The sequence below is a fragment of the Shewanella vaxholmensis genome (assembly GCF_031932135.1).
In the GTDB taxonomy this organism is placed as follows: Bacteria; Pseudomonadota; Gammaproteobacteria; order Enterobacterales; family Shewanellaceae; genus Shewanella; species Shewanella hafniensis.
In genome coordinates this window covers 129,372-146,753 of record NZ_JAUOEV010000011.1, presented here as the reverse complement: position 1 = coordinate 146,753, position 17,382 = coordinate 129,372, and the positions used below count along the sequence as shown (strand labels likewise).

Genomic DNA, 17,382 nt, shown 5'->3' with positions numbered 1-17,382 from the left:
CTAAATGATCGTCTGCGAATTACAGACCCCATCTAACTCTAAACTAACTCTAAAATCCATATAGCACTAAAACCCATCTAGATCTAAAAAATATATAGCGCTAAGCCCCGTAGGGTGTTAACGCTAAAGCGGCATTAACACCCATCAACCTTTGGCTCATTCCGCCTTAACACTCTTCATCGCTGAGATCTTCAAAGTACCAGTAGCCTTGATTCACCCACTCGGTAAGTTGCGTGAGCAAATCAGCATGGGCTAACCAAGGGGCTAAGGCGGTTTTATCCAACTGATTACTATCACATAGTAATGGGATCACTGCAGCCAATTCGGCTGAAAGCTGATACTTATCACCATTAATATAGACAACGCCCTGTGCCACATTAATATCAAAATACAAACAGCGCAGCCCGCCGAGGCGAATAAGCGGCTGCTCATCGAGCCAAGCGAGCACTTCGTCTTGTGTGATGTCCAATGGCTCATCGGGTAAATCTAAGGCGCACTTTGACTGAGTTAAATAGCGGCCAGAAAACTCGCTCACGAGTTCATCGGTCAACATATTGGTCAGTTGCGTACGTAACCGCGTTAAATCGCCATTATCGACACAACCACTGCGGGTGGTCAGCTCACGGTCTGGATCTTTAATTTGCTGTGCGCCTAAATCCTGCTCAGACAAATGATCGGCCAAAGCGCTTATCATATCTTTAGCGGAGGCGGTGCGATAACCCACTGAAAAACTTAACGACTGTTCTAAGGTTATGCCGTCATGGGGGAATCCAGGGGGAATATAAAGGATGTCGCCAGGCAACAACTCAGTATCGATAATCGGGTCAAAGGCTTCGGTGTGCAGCAAAGCGGGATGGGCGGCAAACTCTTTGTGCGGCCCCAGATCGCCCACGCGCCAACGGCGACGTCCCGAACCTTGGCAAATAAACACATCATACAGATCGATATGCGGCCCCACGCCACCACCTGGCGTCGCAAAACTCACCATCACATCATCTAAACGCCAGCGCGGAATAAAATCAAAGCATTGGATCAAGGCTTCCGCATCGGGCACCCAGTTATTCAAGGCTTGCACGATCAGAGTCCAATCCCGTTCTCCGAGATGATCGTAGGAATCGAAGGGGCCAAATTCCGCCTGCCATTGGCCAGCTTGTTGGTACACCCGCCGAGATTCCACCAGCTCATCCATGGCTAAGCCCGCTAATTCTTCGGGCGAAATTAAATCTTGAAAGTGCTTGAATCCTTGGCGGATCACCAAGGGTTTTTTCTGCCAATATTCTGCTAAAAATTGCGCGGGCGTTAAGCCGTTAATATCGAGTTGCATGGGTTGCTCACAAACCAAACTGTTATTCATAGCAGCAAATGCTAACAGGAAGCGAAACCAAGAAAGCTCGACCGGATCAACAAAGCATTAAGTCTTTTGTCAGCATCAATGTGATAGTGAATTTACTAACGTATTGAATTACAATCGGCTTATCAAAAAGCATTTCGCCACAAACAGCGCTAATGCTGACACATCATTTATTGAGTCCACGTAAGATCTATGCCTACATCAGCAGCTAACACTTTGGTCGTGCTCGACTTTGAAACCACGGGGCTATCGCCCAATCAAGGGGACCGCGCGATTGAAATCGGCGCTGTACTGATAGAAGACGGTGTGATCACTCAAAGATTTTCTGAGTTAATGAACCCTGGATTTAGAATAAGTCGCTTTATTGAGGACTACACAGGGATCAGCAATCAAATGCTAAGGGACGCGGCGCCCTGCAATGAAGTGATGGCACGTTTTGCCGACTTTATCGCCGATCACAATTTAGTTGCCCACAATGCGGCGTTCGATCAACGCTTTTTAGATGCGGAGTTTGCCCAAATTCGCCATCGTTATCTTGGGCAATTTGGCTGTTCCTTGCTGGTGGCGAGACGTTTGTATCAAGCGGCACCCAATCATCAGTTAGGTACTTTAGTGCGCTATAAACAGTTACCAACCGATGGCACTTTTCACCGCGCCTTAGCCGATGCCGAAATGACCGGCCATTTGTGGCTGGCTATGCTGGCAGACCTTCAGCAAGAGTTTGGACTCTGCTCACCGACCTTTGAGTTACTGCAAAAATTAGCGAAGAAAACCAAAGCAGAGGTGCCGAAGTTTTTACGCCAATACGCCGTCAAGTGATCCAAAAAGCAACGCAGCTAAGAGGTATCAAAAAGCAAAAAACCGATAAATCCAAGGATTATCGGCTTTGTTCCATCAGCTTAGTTTCAACAGGTAAAATTAACGATTCAATCGGTTGCCGACAAAAACATTATGCTAGCGGTAACGGCTTAAGCGGCGCGCTATCAATGCCGCAGGAGCTGCGAACCACTAAGGTTGTCGGAATAAGCTGCGCACTCACCTCTTGTCCGCGGATAAGTTTGAGTACACTGTCGACTAAGATCTCACCGGCTAATTGGGTGTTCTGCTTAATGGTCGTTAATGGCGGATTAGCAAAACTCGCCACCGGAATATCGTCATATCCCACTACAGCCACTTGCTCTGGGACTGAAATACCCTTTTCTTTCAGCGCCCGAATCGCGCCGATGGCAATCAAATCACTGGCCGCAAATATCGCATCAAACTTAGCGCCTTGGGCAATCAACACCATAGCGGCATCGTAGCCGGAACTTTCTGTGCTGATGGCCGACACTTGCTTAGTGCGATCCACGGGAATATTCGCCGTTTGCAGCGCCTTCACATGGCCTAAATATCTGTCCCTAAACTCAGGGCTATGGCTCGAAGCATCACCTAAAAAGGCAAAAGCGTTGCGGCCAAGGGAAATCAAATGCTCTGTCGCAATCAAGCCGCCTTGATGATTATCACAACCAATCGACAACACAGACTTATTGTTATGCTCGGCGCCCCAAATCACAAAATGGGTATTCTGCGCTAACAGTCGCTCCAGCTTTTGCTCGTAATCCATATAGTCGCCATAACCGAGCAGAATAATGCCATCGGCTTTATTGCTGTCTTCATAATCGGCATGCCAATCGCTGGATAATTGCTGAAAAGAAACGAGTAAATCATAACCCTGCTGCGCCGTTGCTCGGGTAATAGAACCTAGCATAGACAGGAAAAAGGGATTGATTAACGAGTCATCATTGGTGGGGTCTTCACACAATAACAGCGCTAAGGTATGGCTATTTTGGGTGCGAAGATTACTGGCGTTTTTATCAACCTTGTAATTCAGCTCTTTAGCAATGGCTTGAATACGTTGACGGGTCTCTAAATTGACTAACGGACTGTTTCTAAGGGCACGGGAAACCGTAGACTGGGATACGCCAGCACGATAAGCAATATCAATCGAGGTCGCTTTCGATGCCATAGAGAGGAGGTAACCTTAGTGATTATTTTGCGTCGATACTAAAACAGTTCCGCTAACTTGTATAGACGAATGCATTAACATCCGTCTTACACTTAGATTTTCTGCTTAAATGCCAAGCTGATCGAGCAAATCATCGGCGTCATTATCAATGGCGCGAGTCGCAATGGCGGGTTTGTCTGCCATCTTCACCCAAGGCGAAACATTCGACGTTGAGTCCTTATTACCGCCTATCGTACTGTGCTGCTCTAATAGGCTGTCGGGGTCGAATTCTTCATCGTAAACAAATTCATCTAAACGAATGAACTCAGTTTTATCCATGGCAAATTCGAGGTAGAAAATATGATTGTTTTCAGTTCTAAACGACACTCTACGGGCGACCGCATCATCTAAGTTAGCATCGATTGAAATGGTTAACTCTTTATTAATCGTCAACATTTTTGGCTGACTTTGGCTGATTGACGTTTGCAATTCTTTTGAAATTTTATTAATAAAATCCCCTAAGATTTGGTTCATCAACTCACCCATCACGTTACTCACTTCATCTGACGTATGCGAAAATGCCAACTCAGATTCAGGCATGCCCATGTTCAGCATGTAGCGACGGTAGATTTCAATCGCCGCCGAAGATGAAAAGTTAATGACGACTAGGCCCGAAAAACCACCATCAAAAATCGAGAAACAACCAAGATCGGGTTTTAGACGCGTGCGCGCGATACTTTGTACCATACCTGCGTGGGTAACATTACTGGCACTGGTGCTAGAGAGTACGTGGGCGACTGAGTGACATAACTTCAGTAAAATATCATCCGACGTTACGATAGTATTTGTGGTCATAATCGATTCTCAAACTGAATAATGCATTAATCTTGCGCGTAAAAGCGTAAAAAATCAAAATTAAAACAATTGATTAGCCTAATTTAGCAAGGCCGTAAAGTTAACATAACGCTAACTTATTGATATTTAATAGGTCAGATAAAACCTGCAACATGCAACGACTTAAAAAACGGCATAACTTAATAAGAACATGCCCCATAATGCAACAGATTAAAATTCCCTATCATCATTTCCTGCTTTAGATCAAAGAAACTCATATTTTATAACGGCTTTTGCTGAATTTATGTCACAGACGATTCAATTGAGATTGATTCGCAGGTATATTAAGTAACAATTATCAGCCTTTGAGACCCCCAATGATCACGTTTTTGCGCCGATTTACTATCTTGCAACGCTTAATGATGATGCTTCTTATGGCCGCGATAGGGACTGTGTGTTTTGCCAGTTTTTCGATTAAAGAACAGTACAGCAATTTAATTGAGCAGAAATGGCTACAAATAGACGGTCAACTCGCCAGCATGTTAAGCGTGATAGATGTACATCGTCAGGATGCGCTCAAAGGTAAATACAGCGAAGAAGACGCCAAGAAAGCTGCCGCGGAGTTAATCAATCAGACTCGCTATTCTGGCTCAGGCTATTTCATTGTTATTGATGATAATAATCAAATCCTCGCCGACGGTGACAATGCAAGTCTTGTTGGCACCTCAGCATTAACATTTAAATTACCCAATGGCACTAATCCATTGGCCACTATGCTGCCTTTAGCGCGGGCTAAATCGAAAACCACCCTCGAATACCCCATAGCCGATCCTATGACTCGCGCTATCGAAGATAAGCTCGCCGAAGCCCGTTACTACCCACAATGGGGCTGGACAGTGATGACAGGTGCTTATCTCAGTGATGTGAAAGCGAGTTTAAAGTCGGTCATTATCGATTACCTAATTATCATGTTTTTGATTTCAGTGCCGATTTTTGCTTTCTTCCTTGTGCTTAATCATTCCATCACCTCGCCATTGAATGATGCCATTGATGCCCTTGAAGATATTGCCCAAGGCGAAGGCGACTTAAGTCAGCGCATTAATGCTCAAGGTAAAGATGAGATTGCCCATCTCGCCCGCGCCTTCAACATGTTCGCACAAAAAATTGGCGACATGGTCGGCCATTTACAGCCCCTAGGCCAAGCGTTAGACACAGACGCAAAACAGCTCATGATTGCAGTTGAAGAGTCCAATCAAAGTGCTGAGCATATCCACAGAGAAACGGGCAGCGTTGCCACCGCCGTCAATCAAATGCTGTCGACCACCCATGAAATGGCGAGCAACACCCAGCAAGCGGCCGATGCGGCGAACAGCGTAAAAGAACAAGCGCAGCAAAGCCAAGTGGTGATTGATAACACGGTCAGCAATACTGAAAAGCTGGTAGCTGAATTAAAAGCCTCTGAAGTGATTACCCAAAAACTGGGCGTCGCCTCACAGCAGATCGGTAGCATTCTCGATGTGATCCGCAGCATTGCCGAACAGACCAACTTGCTCGCCCTCAATGCCGCCATTGAAGCTGCTCGAGCAGGGACCCACGGCCGTGGTTTTGCCGTGGTTGCCGATGAAGTCCGCGCCCTTGCTACTCGCACCCAAGACTCGACCAATGAGATCCAAAAAATCATTAGCGAGATCCAATCCGGTGTAGGCTCAGTGATGAAGAGCAACAATCAAACTCAACTGCAATCTGATGAGCTGCAGGCTCAAGCCCACGAAGCGGGTAAAGCCATGGCGGCGATTCTGCAATTAATTGCCCATATCAGTGACATGAACACACAATTAGCCAGCGCCACCGAAGAGCAATCACTGGTGACCGAAGAAATTAATCGAAATATTTGTAATATTTCAGAATTAACCGAAGTCTCAGTCAAAGCTAACGAAAGTAATAGCCATGCAGCTCAGTCACTGCAAGACATTAGCCAAGACATGTCCCGCACCTTAGGCCAGTTTAAAATCTAACTTGGCTGTATGACTTACCAACAGGGGGCGCATAGGGCGCCCTTTTCTTTGATCACATTTCCAGTAACCCAAGTTACGACTATCTCAGCAACGATGAATACTAATGAAAAAGTCCCATTAACCTCAAATTCTCTGTCACGCTAACGTGTGATATGCGGTATGCTTTAGCCTTAAAAATCCAACCGAGACACTGCCATGCGAATGACCTTAGCCGTTCACCCTGAACAGTACACTATTCATAGCTTTAGCCCGAATGCCGTATTGCCCAGTGAGGTTTTTGTACAGGACATGTATTTCATTGGAAAAACCCAAGAAGGTTTATCTTTAGTTATTTCCAGTGAAGTGAAACTCGACAGCCTAGAACAAGAACCGGGCTGGTGTTGTTTTGAAGTGCTCGGGCCACTCGGATTCTCGATGACAGGCATTTTATCTAAAGTGTCTGGCACCTTAACGGACGAACAAATCAGTATTTTTGCAATTTCCACCTTTGATACTGACTACATTTTAGTGAAAAAGAATCGCCTCAAAAGTGCCGTCGCTGCCTTGAAAAAACAGGGCTACCACATCATAGAATCGAAAGACGAAGTGTAATACCCCTTTAAATATGAGCTCATCTACTATGTACGAAAAAACAGTCACCATTACCGCTAAACATGGCATCCACACTCGTCCTGCTGCTTTACTGGTTAAAGAAGCCAAAACCTTTGATTGCGATGTCATGGTTGAATGCAATGGAAAACAAGCGAGTGCTAAAAGTCTGTTTAAGCTACAAACTTTAGGGCTATATTCTGGCGTTACGGTAAGAGTGTTTGCCGAAGGTGAACAGGCACAAGCCGCAGTTGAGAAAGTCTCCGAACTGCTGATCACGCTAAGCTAGCTAGGCCTTTGTCCTATTTACGAGTGTATTGATTAGCGCACCAATATCTAAGACTGCATATATAACTTACCGACGAGGGATAAATCGAAACGGGTTCTGTACGTGCCAATACTTTACACGCCAACGCTTTACAAACTCAACGCCACTCAACTAGACTCGCTAGCGCTAACAAGCATTCAGTTCAGTGGTTAATTTAGGAAGGGATATGTCAATAACGGGGATTATAGTGTCATCGGGAATTGCCTTTGGTCAGGCTCTTCACCTTATTCACACCGAACACCACCTCGATTATCGCCCTATTCCCCTGTCGAAAATTCCCCAACAACAGGGCAAGTTTGCCAAAGCCTTACAAGAGCTGCAGGCACAACTGACCCACAGCCAAGCTGCGCTCGATAGCGACTCCGAAAATTATCAGCTGATCGAAGCCGATTTATTATTATTGGAAGACGATGAGTTAATCGAGCAAGTAAATGATGCGATTCGTACCTTACAATTGTCGGCAAGTGTGGCGGTTGAACGCATATTTGCCCATCAAGCCAACGAGTTACAATCCCTAGATGATCCCTATTTAGCCAATCGAGCCCAAGATGTTCGCTGTTTAGGCCAACGCGTTGTCGCCGCGATCAACGGCCATTTAGGCCAAGGACTCGACAAACTCGACAAACCCACTATCTTGTTGGCGCAGGATTTAACCCCCGCTGAATTTGCCTTGCTGCCAAGGGAAAACCTCTGCGGTATTGTGCTCAAAACTGGCGGTTTAACCAGTCATACGGCGATTTTAGCCCGAGCAGCCGGTATTCCTGCCATCTTAAGTTGTCAGTTTGATGCCGATTCTATCCCCAATGGCACGCCCTTAGTACTCGATGCGCTCAATGGTGAGCTTTGCGTTAATCCCAATCCTGATCAACAGGCAAGACTCACTGTCACTTTCCACCACGAACAGGCAAGACGGGCGGCACTGCAAACTTACAAAGATGGCCCAGCGCAAACCCAAGATGGCCATATCGTGGGGCTTATGGCTAACGTCGGCAATCTCAACGACATCACCCATGTCAGCGATGTTGGCGCCGATGGTATAGGTTTGTTTCGCACTGAATTTATGCTGATGAACGTCAGCACCCTGCCCGATGAGAAAGCCCAATACAGCTTATATTGCGATGCATTGCACGCTCTGGGCGGTAAAACCTTTACCATCCGCACCTTAGATATAGGTGCCGACAAAGAACTGCCCTGCCTGTGCCAAGAAATAGAAGACAATCCTGCCTTAGGGCTGCGCGGCATTCGCTACACCTTGGCACACCCAAACTTATTTAAAACCCAATTAAGGGCCATTCTGCGCGCTGCAAACCATGGTCCAATCCGCTTGATGTTCCCTATGGTCAATCAAGTCGAAGAATTGGATGAAGTGTTTGCACTCATTGCCCAGTGCCAAGATGCCCTGAAAGAAGAAGAGAAAGGCTACGGTGAACTCAGCTACGGTATCGTTGTCGAAACCCCTGCTGCGGTATTTAACCTCAATGCTATGCTGCCAAGACTCGACTTTGTCAGCATTGGCACCAATGATTTAACCCAATATGCAATGGCCGCCGATAGGACCAACCCACTGCTTACCCGCGACTATCCGTCCCTTTCGCCGGCCATTTTAGCGTTAATTAACATGACAATAGTCCAAGCAAAAGCGGCCAATGTAAAAGTGTCGCTGTGCGGCGAATTGGCCAGTTCACCACAAATTGCACCGCTGTTAATCGGCATGGGGCTGGACGAACTCAGCGTTAACCTAAGTTCACTGTTAGAAGTCAAGGCCGCCATTTGCCAAGGTAACATCCAACAATTTTCGGCGCTGGCGCACACTGCATTACAACAAGATAGAATTGCAGGTCTACAGCAGTGTATAACAAGCTATAAATAGAGACATTTATTCGTTATGCTGCATTACAGAACAAAAACAATGACAAAAACAAGCAAAAGAGGCTCTAGATTATGGGATTTTTAAGCCGAATTAGGCGCTTGGTATCGGGTCAGACTCAGTTAGCTGGCGGTATCATGGTATATGCCCCCGTTTCCGGCGATATTGTCGCCATTGAAAAAGTCCCCGATGTGGTTTTTGCTGAAAAGATTGTCGGTGATGGCATCGCCATCGCCCCCAAAGGCGAATTAATTCTTGCGCCAATCGACGGCACCATAGGTAAAATTTTTGAGACAAATCATGCGTTCAGCATTGAGTCTCCCCAAGGTTTAGAATTATTTGTTCACTTTGGCGTCGGCACAGTCGAACTGAGAGGCAAAGGTTTTAAACGTTTAGCCCAAGAAGGCCAAGAAGTGAAAGTTGGCGATCCAATTTTGTCCTTCGACATTGATTATCTTAAAGATCAAGTAGACAGCCTACTCACCCCTGTCGTTTTGGCAAACATGGAAGACGTCAAATACCTAGACAAGGCCCAAGGCAGTGTTACCGCAGGTAAAGACGTGATTTTTACAGTGCAGATCTAATTTAAAAATATTGCATCATCTATCGGTTGTTTGTTGAATAATAAAAGGCTGACTCACCATCATGAGCCAGCCTTTTACGTTTTTGAAAACCGAGCCTAAAACGGTATTTGCATTCGCCAAGCTGTAGCAGTCTCGATACACAGACTTAGGAGAATCTATTTCGGCCGTTCTCACGCTAAGCATCACATTAGCTGCAACGAGCTGAGATAGAGTCTCGTACATTAATCCGCTTTAAACATGGCAAAATCAGGTCGCGGCAATTTATCTAAAATACTGTACAGATAAATCACTAATACCGAGAGTGCCGCGCCCGTCAAAAACAGCCACTGACCGCCAAAATGATCCAATATTATGCCGCCACCAAGGGGCGCGAGGGCAAAGCCTAAATCATAGAATGAGGCAGCCCCAAAGTAGGCGCCGCGAAGATGCTCAGGGGCTAAGCGGTCAATATGCACATTCATAGTAGGAAACAAAATCGTCTCGGCGACACTCATCACCACAATTGCGCCTATCCAGCCCCAAAAAAGATCTAGCGGATTAAATGCCAGCCAGACTTGTGAGCAGATCAATAACAGCAATCCGATTTGAATCCGTTTGACGAGCGAAAAACGGGCCATGAGTTTCAATAGCAAAAATTGAGTGGAGATAATCACCATAGCATTAGTGAAAATCATGCCAGAAATTAACGTCAGTAAATCAGGTGCCCCAGCGCGAGTGAGATATTGGATCAACGAGCTGTCCATTTGGGCATAAATGAACATACACAGAATATTGGCGAAAATTAAACATTGCAGCAGTTTATCTTGCAATAGAATGGCGATAATTTGCTTACGACTCACGACTGCCGCTTTTTTCGTGCTCGTCTCTGTATCACTCGATACGCCATTCACACCACGATTAACACCGTCACTTGTTATGCCATTTACACAGCCATTTACACAGTCACATGCACACTCACTTGCACCATCACTTTCAGTGCCACTCGTACCGCCACTTAAATTGTCATTCGATGAGGCGCCAGCCGCCAAAGCCGCATCCTGACGGGTTTGATAGTTAAATCCCCAGTACAACATAATTAACAGCACGGCAAAGGCCACTGCAGTAAGGTAAAAACTGGACTGCTTGCCCGTAAGACCAAGCCATACCCCCAGCATAGGGCCAACGGCGCAGCCAACGTTGACGATAAAATACAGCGACTGCATCGCCAATTCACGTGTTTTAGGATCGGCAATAATGTCGCCAATAGCCGCCGATGTCAGCGGTCGCCATAATGAAGTGGCCATAGAGCACAATGTCATCACAACCACATACCCTTCGACAGAATTGGCTTCAGCCAATAACGAAAACGAGATGATATAGAGAGTGCCCGTCACGTACATCAGCTTATGACGACCTATTCTGTCGGATAATGAGCTACCAACAAAGCTGGTAAATACCGAAATAATCGCGGCGCTGGACAAGACCATGCCGACCTCTGTGGCACTTAGCGCAAATTTCTCATATAAAATAACAGCTAAAAATGGCCATACCATGTAATAACTGCCACGGGTGATAAACGACCCAAACAAAAATATCCACATCAAGCGCGGAAATTGCTTAAATCGCTGCAAAGAAACATCGCTGTGCATTTTAATCCTTTAAAAGTCGCGCTAGAGTCAACGCCAGATATCAAACTGATTTTAATAAGAAAATAATATATAACAGACAGCTTAAGTTAAACAAGTGTAAAGGAAGATACGGAGTAACCAAGGGATAACTCATCCAGTAATACAGCAACGGCATGAGTAATAATTCGACAAAATTTACAACCTAAAATGGGACCATAAACACTTGTTGATCACAAAAACTTAAAAATAAATATGACGACTTGTTTTAGAATGAAATGATGACTATACCTCTAAGAAAGCTTTTTGATATTCAAGAGGAAAAACAATGAAATTTAGTCATAAGATTGTAGCTGCATCCTCTATATTACTTTTAGTCACAGTAACGCTGTTAACATCCAAACAATACTCTTCAATTCAAAATGAAATGAAGTCACAGGTTGAAGCCAGTGTTACCGAAATTGTCGATGGGGTTAGAAATACTGTTTCGTCGGAAATTGAATCCCGTAAACAAATGGCCGCTTACACGACAAGTCTATTGGAGCAAGATCTCAGCCCCACACATATTACTTCTGTTATTACTCGTCCAGTTGTTAAAAACACCTTCATACTTGTCGGATTCGGCTATGAAAAAGATGGTAGCAACATAAATAACAATCCTAGTTGGGACCCTGGCGCCGGATGGAACCCACGAATTCGTCCTTGGTACATAGATGCAAAAAAATCCGATAAGCTGATTATCACTGCGCCCTATGCTGACTCAGCATCTGGTGAAATTCTCGTCTCAATTGCAACACCGGTAAAAGATAATGGCGAGTTCATTGGGGCTATTTTCTACGATGTCAGCCTCGTAGGTCTAGCCAAACTCGTCAATGAGGTTAAGCTCTTTAATGCAGGCTATGTCTTTATTATTTCTGGAGATGGCACGACAATCGCGCACCCAGAGTCAAAACGAAATGGCACGCCAATGAGCGACTATTTGCCACATGTTGAAGTGACGGAGAAGCCACAAAAAGTCACCATAGATGGTAAACATTATACCTTAGATTTCTCTCGTGTTTCAGGAGAGGACTGGTATGTCGGCGTTATCTTAGATGAAGATATAGCCTATGCTGCAGTCACAAACCTACGCAATAGTTCTATTCTCTATTCCGTTATTGCCTTAATCATCAGTATCACAGTACTACTCTTTTTGATTATCCGTTTAATGCGTCCATTACAAACCTTAAACGATGCAATTCAAGATGTTGCCTCAGGAGACGGCGATCTAACCCAACGCTTGAATACACAAACAGATGCTGAATTCTCATCTTTAGCCATTGGATTTAATACATTTACGACCAACCTACAACAACTGATTATTGAATCTAAGTCAATTGGGCAGCTCATTCACCAAAGCTCAGAGCTGACATCGTTAGAGTTACAACAATCGACAAATGCCATGAACTCGCAAATGCATGAATTAGAACAACTTGCGACAGCGATGCACGAAATGGCCACCACGTCTTCAGACGTGGCCCGTAATGCTCAAGGGGCTTCATCCGCCGCAAAAGAGGCTGATGAAGCGACAAATGTGGGTTCCAAAGTCGTCAGTGATACCACAAATGCTATTAACGCTCTGTCATCAAAAATCGATATGGCTGTTGCTGAAGTAAATACCTTAGGGTCAGCAACAGACAACATTGCCACTATATTGAAAGTCATCAATGACATTGCAGATCAAACGAATTTATTAGCCTTAAACGCAGCCATTGAGGCAGCAAGAGCGGGTGATTCTGGTCGTGGTTTTGCTGTGGTCGCAGATGAAGTCAGAACCCTCGCCCAAAGGACTCAACAATCTACAACTCAAATCCGTAACATGATAGAGCAACTCCAAACAGGAGCAAGGGCTGTTGCAGAGGTCATGAGTCAAAGTAAAGATAATGCAAAAGATGCGGTCACACTCGCCCAAGGTGCGAATACCGCATTAGACAAAATTCGTGAAGCAATATTGCAGATCAGCGATATGAATCTACAGATTGCCTCTGCAGCCGAAGAACAAAGTTTAGTTGCCGAAGAAATTAATAATAATACCATTAGAATTAAAGATTTATCTGTCCAAGTATCAGACACTGTTATTCATGCCAATACGGCTATGCATACGCAAACTCAGCACATCAAAGAGCAAGATACCATCCTTAATAAATTCATTGTTTAGGTATAGTAAGTCATGGATTCATCCATGACTTACGGTGGAAATCTTAATAAAGGTACTCATCATGAGCAGAATCGCATTGTTCGTACTAGGCACTATTCTTCAAATACCGCTACAGGCTAATGCCCAAGAAACGGAAGAGTCAGATCGACTGCAGCAGCTAGAGCAAAGAGTGAAGGAATTGGAGCAACAAGCGAAAGCTGCACAAACCAGTCCATCAATGCAGTCCTCCTTACGCAATAGCCACTTTTCTCTCTACGGCTCGCTGCGTCCAACCTTAGAATACCAAGACAAAGCAGACGATGTATGGGATATAGGTGATGCCCTCTCTCGTTTAGGGGTAAAAGCTGATACTGAGTTTGCCCCAAATTGGCATGCTATTGCCCAAGGAGAATGGAAGATTCGCCTCGATGATAATGGTCGATTCGGTGAGGCGCGCCTCGCATTCGCCGGAATAGGATCTCCCTTTGGTCAGATAACCTTTGGACGTCAACGGCCAGTGCAATACACTTTAGTCGCTGAGTACATTGATATTTTTAATAATGCAAATAGCCCGTTTGGTTACAACCAAGAGAGTCCATTCTTTGTTAATAATGCTTTGATATACGAACTGAAACTCAAACCCGTTACTGTAATGGCTTCTGCAATTTTTGATGGCAACTCCGGTGGCAGCGGCGCTGATACTATTAATGTCGGAGCCGGTTTTGACAAGAATGGATTACACTTAGGCGCCGCATATTTACAACAAGATACCTATGCCAACGCGAATAGAACTGGAAAAGAACAACTGGCAGGCGCGGTTATCTCATATGAATTTAGCTCTGGTATATATGCTGCTGTTGGCTATCAGGCTAAAGATTACGAGTTTGAAACTGCAGTCAACCGCACTGGTAGTACTTTTGACAGTGCACTGGCTATCCCTTTTGCTAACGCCTATAAGCTAAAATTAGGGTATTTTTGGTTTAAAGATGGGATAGAAGATACTAGCAGTCAGGATTATGATGGCTATAACCTCACCTTAGAATGGCAAATTGCGGCAAATGTCCGTACACATTTAGAATACTTACAACAAAATAATGATCAACGCGAAGATGACACGATTATCGCCTTAGGCATTCGCTATGATTTTGATTTAAATTGGGAGTTCTAATTAAGATTCGTTTTATTTAAACTAGCGAAATATATAGGGTTAGAAACATTTAACAATTGACTGCCGCTCTAATTATCGCCCTTAAGTGCAATCTTGACTGCAATATGAAGCGCAACAATTAGAGGTTTAAATAGTAAATATCATTATTTCAACTTTAGGCAAAAGTGTCGACGCCCGCCTCTTTCGCACGCTTTTGGGATGACTCATTCATTTCCTCTACTTTCTGAGGCGAGATAGTGGTCTGTTTCTGTTGAGCTTGTATCGATGATGACTGCATGCTCGCAGATGATTGACCCACATTGGCGATATTAATGATGATTTCCCTCAACTAATAACAACAATTACACTATTAGACATTAGAGCGGAAAACTTAAGCGACGCTTAAGCCTTTAGCCTGTTTTTCATACAAACCAAGAGACTTCCACCATGCTCAGATAATGCTTGCTAGCCCACAACAGCAGGCATGTAAAGGCGGATACACTGACATTTTTATGCTCACACTATCTCAGCAACACATCCCACTTGTGACATGCGCCGCACAATGCCACAATGCCAGCAAAATCAATGCTTGCCAGCCAAGCGTCCATCCACACTGGAGCATCATTTTGACCCTCTACGGTATTAAGAATTGCGATACAGTGCGTAAAGCACGTAAATGGATTGAAAATCATCAACTTCCAGTTCATTTCCATGATTTTAGAGATGACGGCCTACGTCAAGAAGACCTCGAATTCTGGTGTAAAACCTCGGGCTGGGAAACCGTATTCAATAAGCGCAGCACAAGCTTTCGTGCCCTCAGTGACACAGATAAAACCGATATCGATCAAGCCAAAGCCATTCAACTTATGCTGGCGCAACCGACACTGATCAAACGCCCCGTCTTGGTCGTCGGTGAACAAGTGCTGATTGGCTTTGATGAAGCCGCCTATAAAAGAGTATTTTCACTATGATGCCAGCCGACGATTATCCTGTAACTGAACTAACAAAAGCGCTGATCGCCCGCCCTTCGGTGACGCCGCTTGATGAAGGCTGTCAAACCTTAATGGCTGAAAGACTCAGCGCCATCGGCTTTAATATCGAACCTATGGTTTTTGAAGACACCACCAATATGTGGGCCCGCCGTGGTAATGAAGGTCCGGTCTTTTGTTTTGCCGGCCACACAGATGTTGTCCCAACGGGTGATGTGAGCCGCTGGCACACGCCGCCTTTTGTGCCCACCATTATCGATGGCTACTTATATGGCCGCGGCGCCGCGGACATGAAAGGCTCATTGGCGGCTATGGTCATTGCCACCGAACGTTTTGTGGCTAAACATCCCGATCATAATGGCTCAATCGCCTTTTTAATCACCAGCGATGAAGAAGGCCCCTTTATCAACGGTACGACGCGAGTCATTGATACCTTAGAAGCACGCAACGAGAAGATCACCTGGGCATTAGTCGGCGAACCCTCATCAACCCTAAAGCTGGGCGATGTGGTCAAAAATGGTCGCCGCGGCAGTTTAACTGGCAACTTAACCGTGAAAGGCATTCAAGGCCACGTGGCCTATCCACACCTTGCCGATAATCCAATCCACAAAGCCGCGCCTTTCTTAGCTGAGCTGAGTCAGATGCACTGGGATAATGGCAATGAGTTCTTTCCGCCCACCAGCTTCCAAATCGCCAATATTAATGGCGGCACCGGCGCATCGAATGTGATCCCCGGCGCACTGGACGTGATGTTTAACTTCCGTTACTCCACCGAAGTGACAGCCGACATCTTGATTGAGCGGGTTGAAGCCTTATTGAAAGCCCATGAGCTAGATTACGATATCAGCTGGATTTTCAATGGTCTGCCATTTTTAACCGGCGATGGCCCACTGCTTGACGCGACCCGTATTGCGATCCGGCAAGTCACAGGGTATGAGACAGATCCACAAACCACAGGCGGCACATCGGACGGACGCTTTATCGCGCCAACGGGTGCTAAAGTGTTAGAACTTGGCCCAGTGAACGCCACCATTCATAAAGTGAATGAGTGCGTTAAAGTGGACGACCTTGAGCAGCTAGCCCTGTGTTATGAAGTGATTTTGGAACAACTATTGTGCTAACACACCTTGAGATCCGCCCCGAAACCGCGAGGCTTTACGGCTTAAACTCCCCTGAATTGGTGGAATATTTAAGTCCGTATCACCTTGGGTATCATAGCTTTTGGCTCGAAGCGAACACCGCCATCGCCTTTAATGCGATGGCGGAAACAGCCAAAGATGCGGGCATAGCACTCGCCATCTGCTCTGCCCATCGCCCTTTTGAGCGACAACTGGCAATTTGGAATGCCAAAGCCAGCGGTAAACGTGTGGTATTGGATGCCAACGAGCAAGCGGTGAGCATAAAAGGTTTAAGTGACGATGCCATCGTCGACTTGATTTTACTCTGGTCGGCGCTGCCCGGTGCTTCGCGTCATCACTGGGGCACAGATCTCGATGTGTTCGATGCGAATCAAATTGATGTCAAAGCCCTGCGTCTTGTTGAAGCTGAATATGTCCAAGCTGGCCCCTGCGCAAAATTGCATGCTTGGCTGGTGGAAAATGCCCATGATTTTGGCTTTTATTTCCCGTTTCAACAGGGGCAAAGCGCGGTCAGTCCTGAGCCTTGGCACATCAGCTATTTCCCTGTTGCGCAATTATTGTTGCCGCAGTTCGATCGTGCCGAACTGGCAATCCTTTTAGAAAACAGTGATATGTTGCTCAAAGATGCGGTACTCGCCCGATTAGACTATCTAGTGGATGAATACGTGCTGCGTATTGCTCAGCCTTAGCTGTGGGATATTCGCCGCAGATTTTTATAAAGGTTAAGCCCAGCGATCTATCGCCCAAATTGGTGCCAGAATACGGCTTAACATAAC

General features: G+C 45.5%; 15 protein-coding genes. 11 read left to right on the top strand and 4 right to left on the bottom strand.

Annotation, left to right across the window (positions count from 1 at the left end; translation table 11 throughout):
* Positions 1–166: 166 nt before the first annotated feature.
* On the bottom strand, positions 167–1,324 hold the full coding sequence (locus Q4Q46_RS11685) for a ribosomal protein uL16 3-hydroxylase (protein WP_311906019.1): 1,158 nt from the start codon (positions 1,322–1,324) through the stop codon (positions 167–169).
* Positions 1,325–1,543: 219 nt separating this feature from the next.
* On the opposite strand from Q4Q46_RS11685, the gene Q4Q46_RS11680 reads away from it, so the two are divergent.
* A complete protein-coding gene (locus Q4Q46_RS11680; RefSeq protein ID WP_011846919.1) occupies positions 1,544–2,170 on the top strand; it encodes a 3'-5' exonuclease in 627 nt (208 codons plus the stop codon).
* A gap of 130 nt (positions 2,171–2,300) precedes the next feature.
* Here the strand turns inward: Q4Q46_RS11680 and Q4Q46_RS11675 are convergent, their stop codons facing one another.
* Together Q4Q46_RS11675 and Q4Q46_RS11670 are read right to left on the bottom strand one after the other, a co-directional pair.
* A complete protein-coding gene (locus Q4Q46_RS11675) occupies positions 2,301–3,356 on the bottom strand; it encodes a LacI family DNA-binding transcriptional regulator (protein ID WP_006081815.1) in 1,056 nt (351 codons plus the stop codon).
* A gap of 105 nt (positions 3,357–3,461) precedes the next feature.
* Positions 3,462–4,190 carry a DUF3334 family protein gene (locus tag Q4Q46_RS11670; RefSeq protein WP_006081816.1) on the bottom strand — a complete coding sequence of 243 codons (729 nt, stop codon included), beginning with the start codon at positions 4,188–4,190 and terminating at the stop codon, positions 3,462–3,464.
* A gap of 356 nt (positions 4,191–4,546) precedes the next feature.
* Here Q4Q46_RS11670 and Q4Q46_RS11665 point away from each other — a divergent pair, with 356 nt between their 5' ends.
* From Q4Q46_RS11665 to crr, 5 genes are all read left to right on the top strand, one after another.
* Positions 4,547–6,184: a methyl-accepting chemotaxis protein gene (locus tag Q4Q46_RS11665; RefSeq protein WP_311906010.1), complete on the top strand. Its 1,638-nt coding sequence runs from the start codon at positions 4,547–4,549 to the stop codon at positions 6,182–6,184.
* 195 nt (positions 6,185–6,379) lie between these two features.
* Complete coding sequence (locus tag Q4Q46_RS11660; RefSeq protein WP_311906009.1) at positions 6,380–6,775, top strand: ACT domain-containing protein; 396 nt, start codon at positions 6,380–6,382, stop codon at positions 6,773–6,775.
* Between the two features lie 28 nt (positions 6,776–6,803).
* Positions 6,804–7,061, top strand: a complete 258-nt coding sequence (locus Q4Q46_RS11655; protein WP_028760055.1) for an HPr family phosphocarrier protein — start codon at positions 6,804–6,806, stop codon at positions 7,059–7,061.
* A 205-nt stretch (positions 7,062–7,266) separates the two neighbouring features.
* Positions 7,267–8,970 carry a phosphoenolpyruvate--protein phosphotransferase gene (gene ptsP / locus Q4Q46_RS11650; protein ID WP_311906008.1) on the top strand — a complete coding sequence of 568 codons (1,704 nt, stop codon included), beginning with the start codon at positions 7,267–7,269 and terminating at the stop codon, positions 8,968–8,970.
* A 71-nt stretch (positions 8,971–9,041) separates the two neighbouring features.
* Positions 9,042–9,551: a PTS glucose transporter subunit IIA gene (gene crr, locus Q4Q46_RS11645; RefSeq protein ID WP_106650635.1), complete on the top strand. Its 510-nt coding sequence runs from the start codon at positions 9,042–9,044 to the stop codon at positions 9,549–9,551.
* Between the two features lie 221 nt (positions 9,552–9,772).
* Here crr and Q4Q46_RS11640 read toward each other — a convergent pair whose 3' ends face one another.
* Positions 9,773–11,179, bottom strand: coding sequence for an MFS transporter (locus Q4Q46_RS11640; protein WP_311906007.1), 1,407 nt, complete (start codon positions 11,177–11,179; stop codon positions 9,773–9,775).
* A gap of 304 nt (positions 11,180–11,483) precedes the next feature.
* On the opposite strand from Q4Q46_RS11640, the gene Q4Q46_RS11635 reads away from it, so the two are divergent.
* The 5 genes from Q4Q46_RS11635 to Q4Q46_RS11615 all read left to right on the top strand — a co-directional run bounded on the left by Q4Q46_RS11635 (position 11,484) and on the right by Q4Q46_RS11615 (position 17,295).
* Complete coding sequence (locus Q4Q46_RS11635) at positions 11,484–13,352, top strand: methyl-accepting chemotaxis protein (protein WP_107947728.1); 1,869 nt, start codon at positions 11,484–11,486, stop codon at positions 13,350–13,352.
* A gap of 61 nt (positions 13,353–13,413) precedes the next feature.
* Positions 13,414–14,499 (top strand): porin, encoded by a 1,086-nt coding sequence (locus Q4Q46_RS11630; protein ID WP_311906006.1) that lies wholly within the window; start codon positions 13,414–13,416, stop codon positions 14,497–14,499.
* A 605-nt stretch (positions 14,500–15,104) separates the two neighbouring features.
* On the top strand, positions 15,105–15,449 hold the full coding sequence (locus Q4Q46_RS11625) for an ArsC family reductase (RefSeq protein WP_063883504.1): 345 nt from the start codon (positions 15,105–15,107) through the stop codon (positions 15,447–15,449).
* On the top strand, positions 15,449–16,588 hold the full coding sequence (gene dapE, locus Q4Q46_RS11620) for a succinyl-diaminopimelate desuccinylase (protein ID WP_172837313.1): 1,140 nt from the start codon (positions 15,449–15,451) through the stop codon (positions 16,586–16,588). The genes Q4Q46_RS11625 and dapE overlap by 1 nt, the downstream gene beginning before the upstream one ends.
* A complete protein-coding gene (locus Q4Q46_RS11615; protein WP_311906005.1) occupies positions 16,582–17,295 on the top strand; it encodes a M15 family metallopeptidase in 714 nt (237 codons plus the stop codon). The genes dapE and Q4Q46_RS11615 overlap by 7 nt, the downstream gene beginning before the upstream one ends.
* Positions 17,296–17,382: the final 87 nt, after the last annotated feature.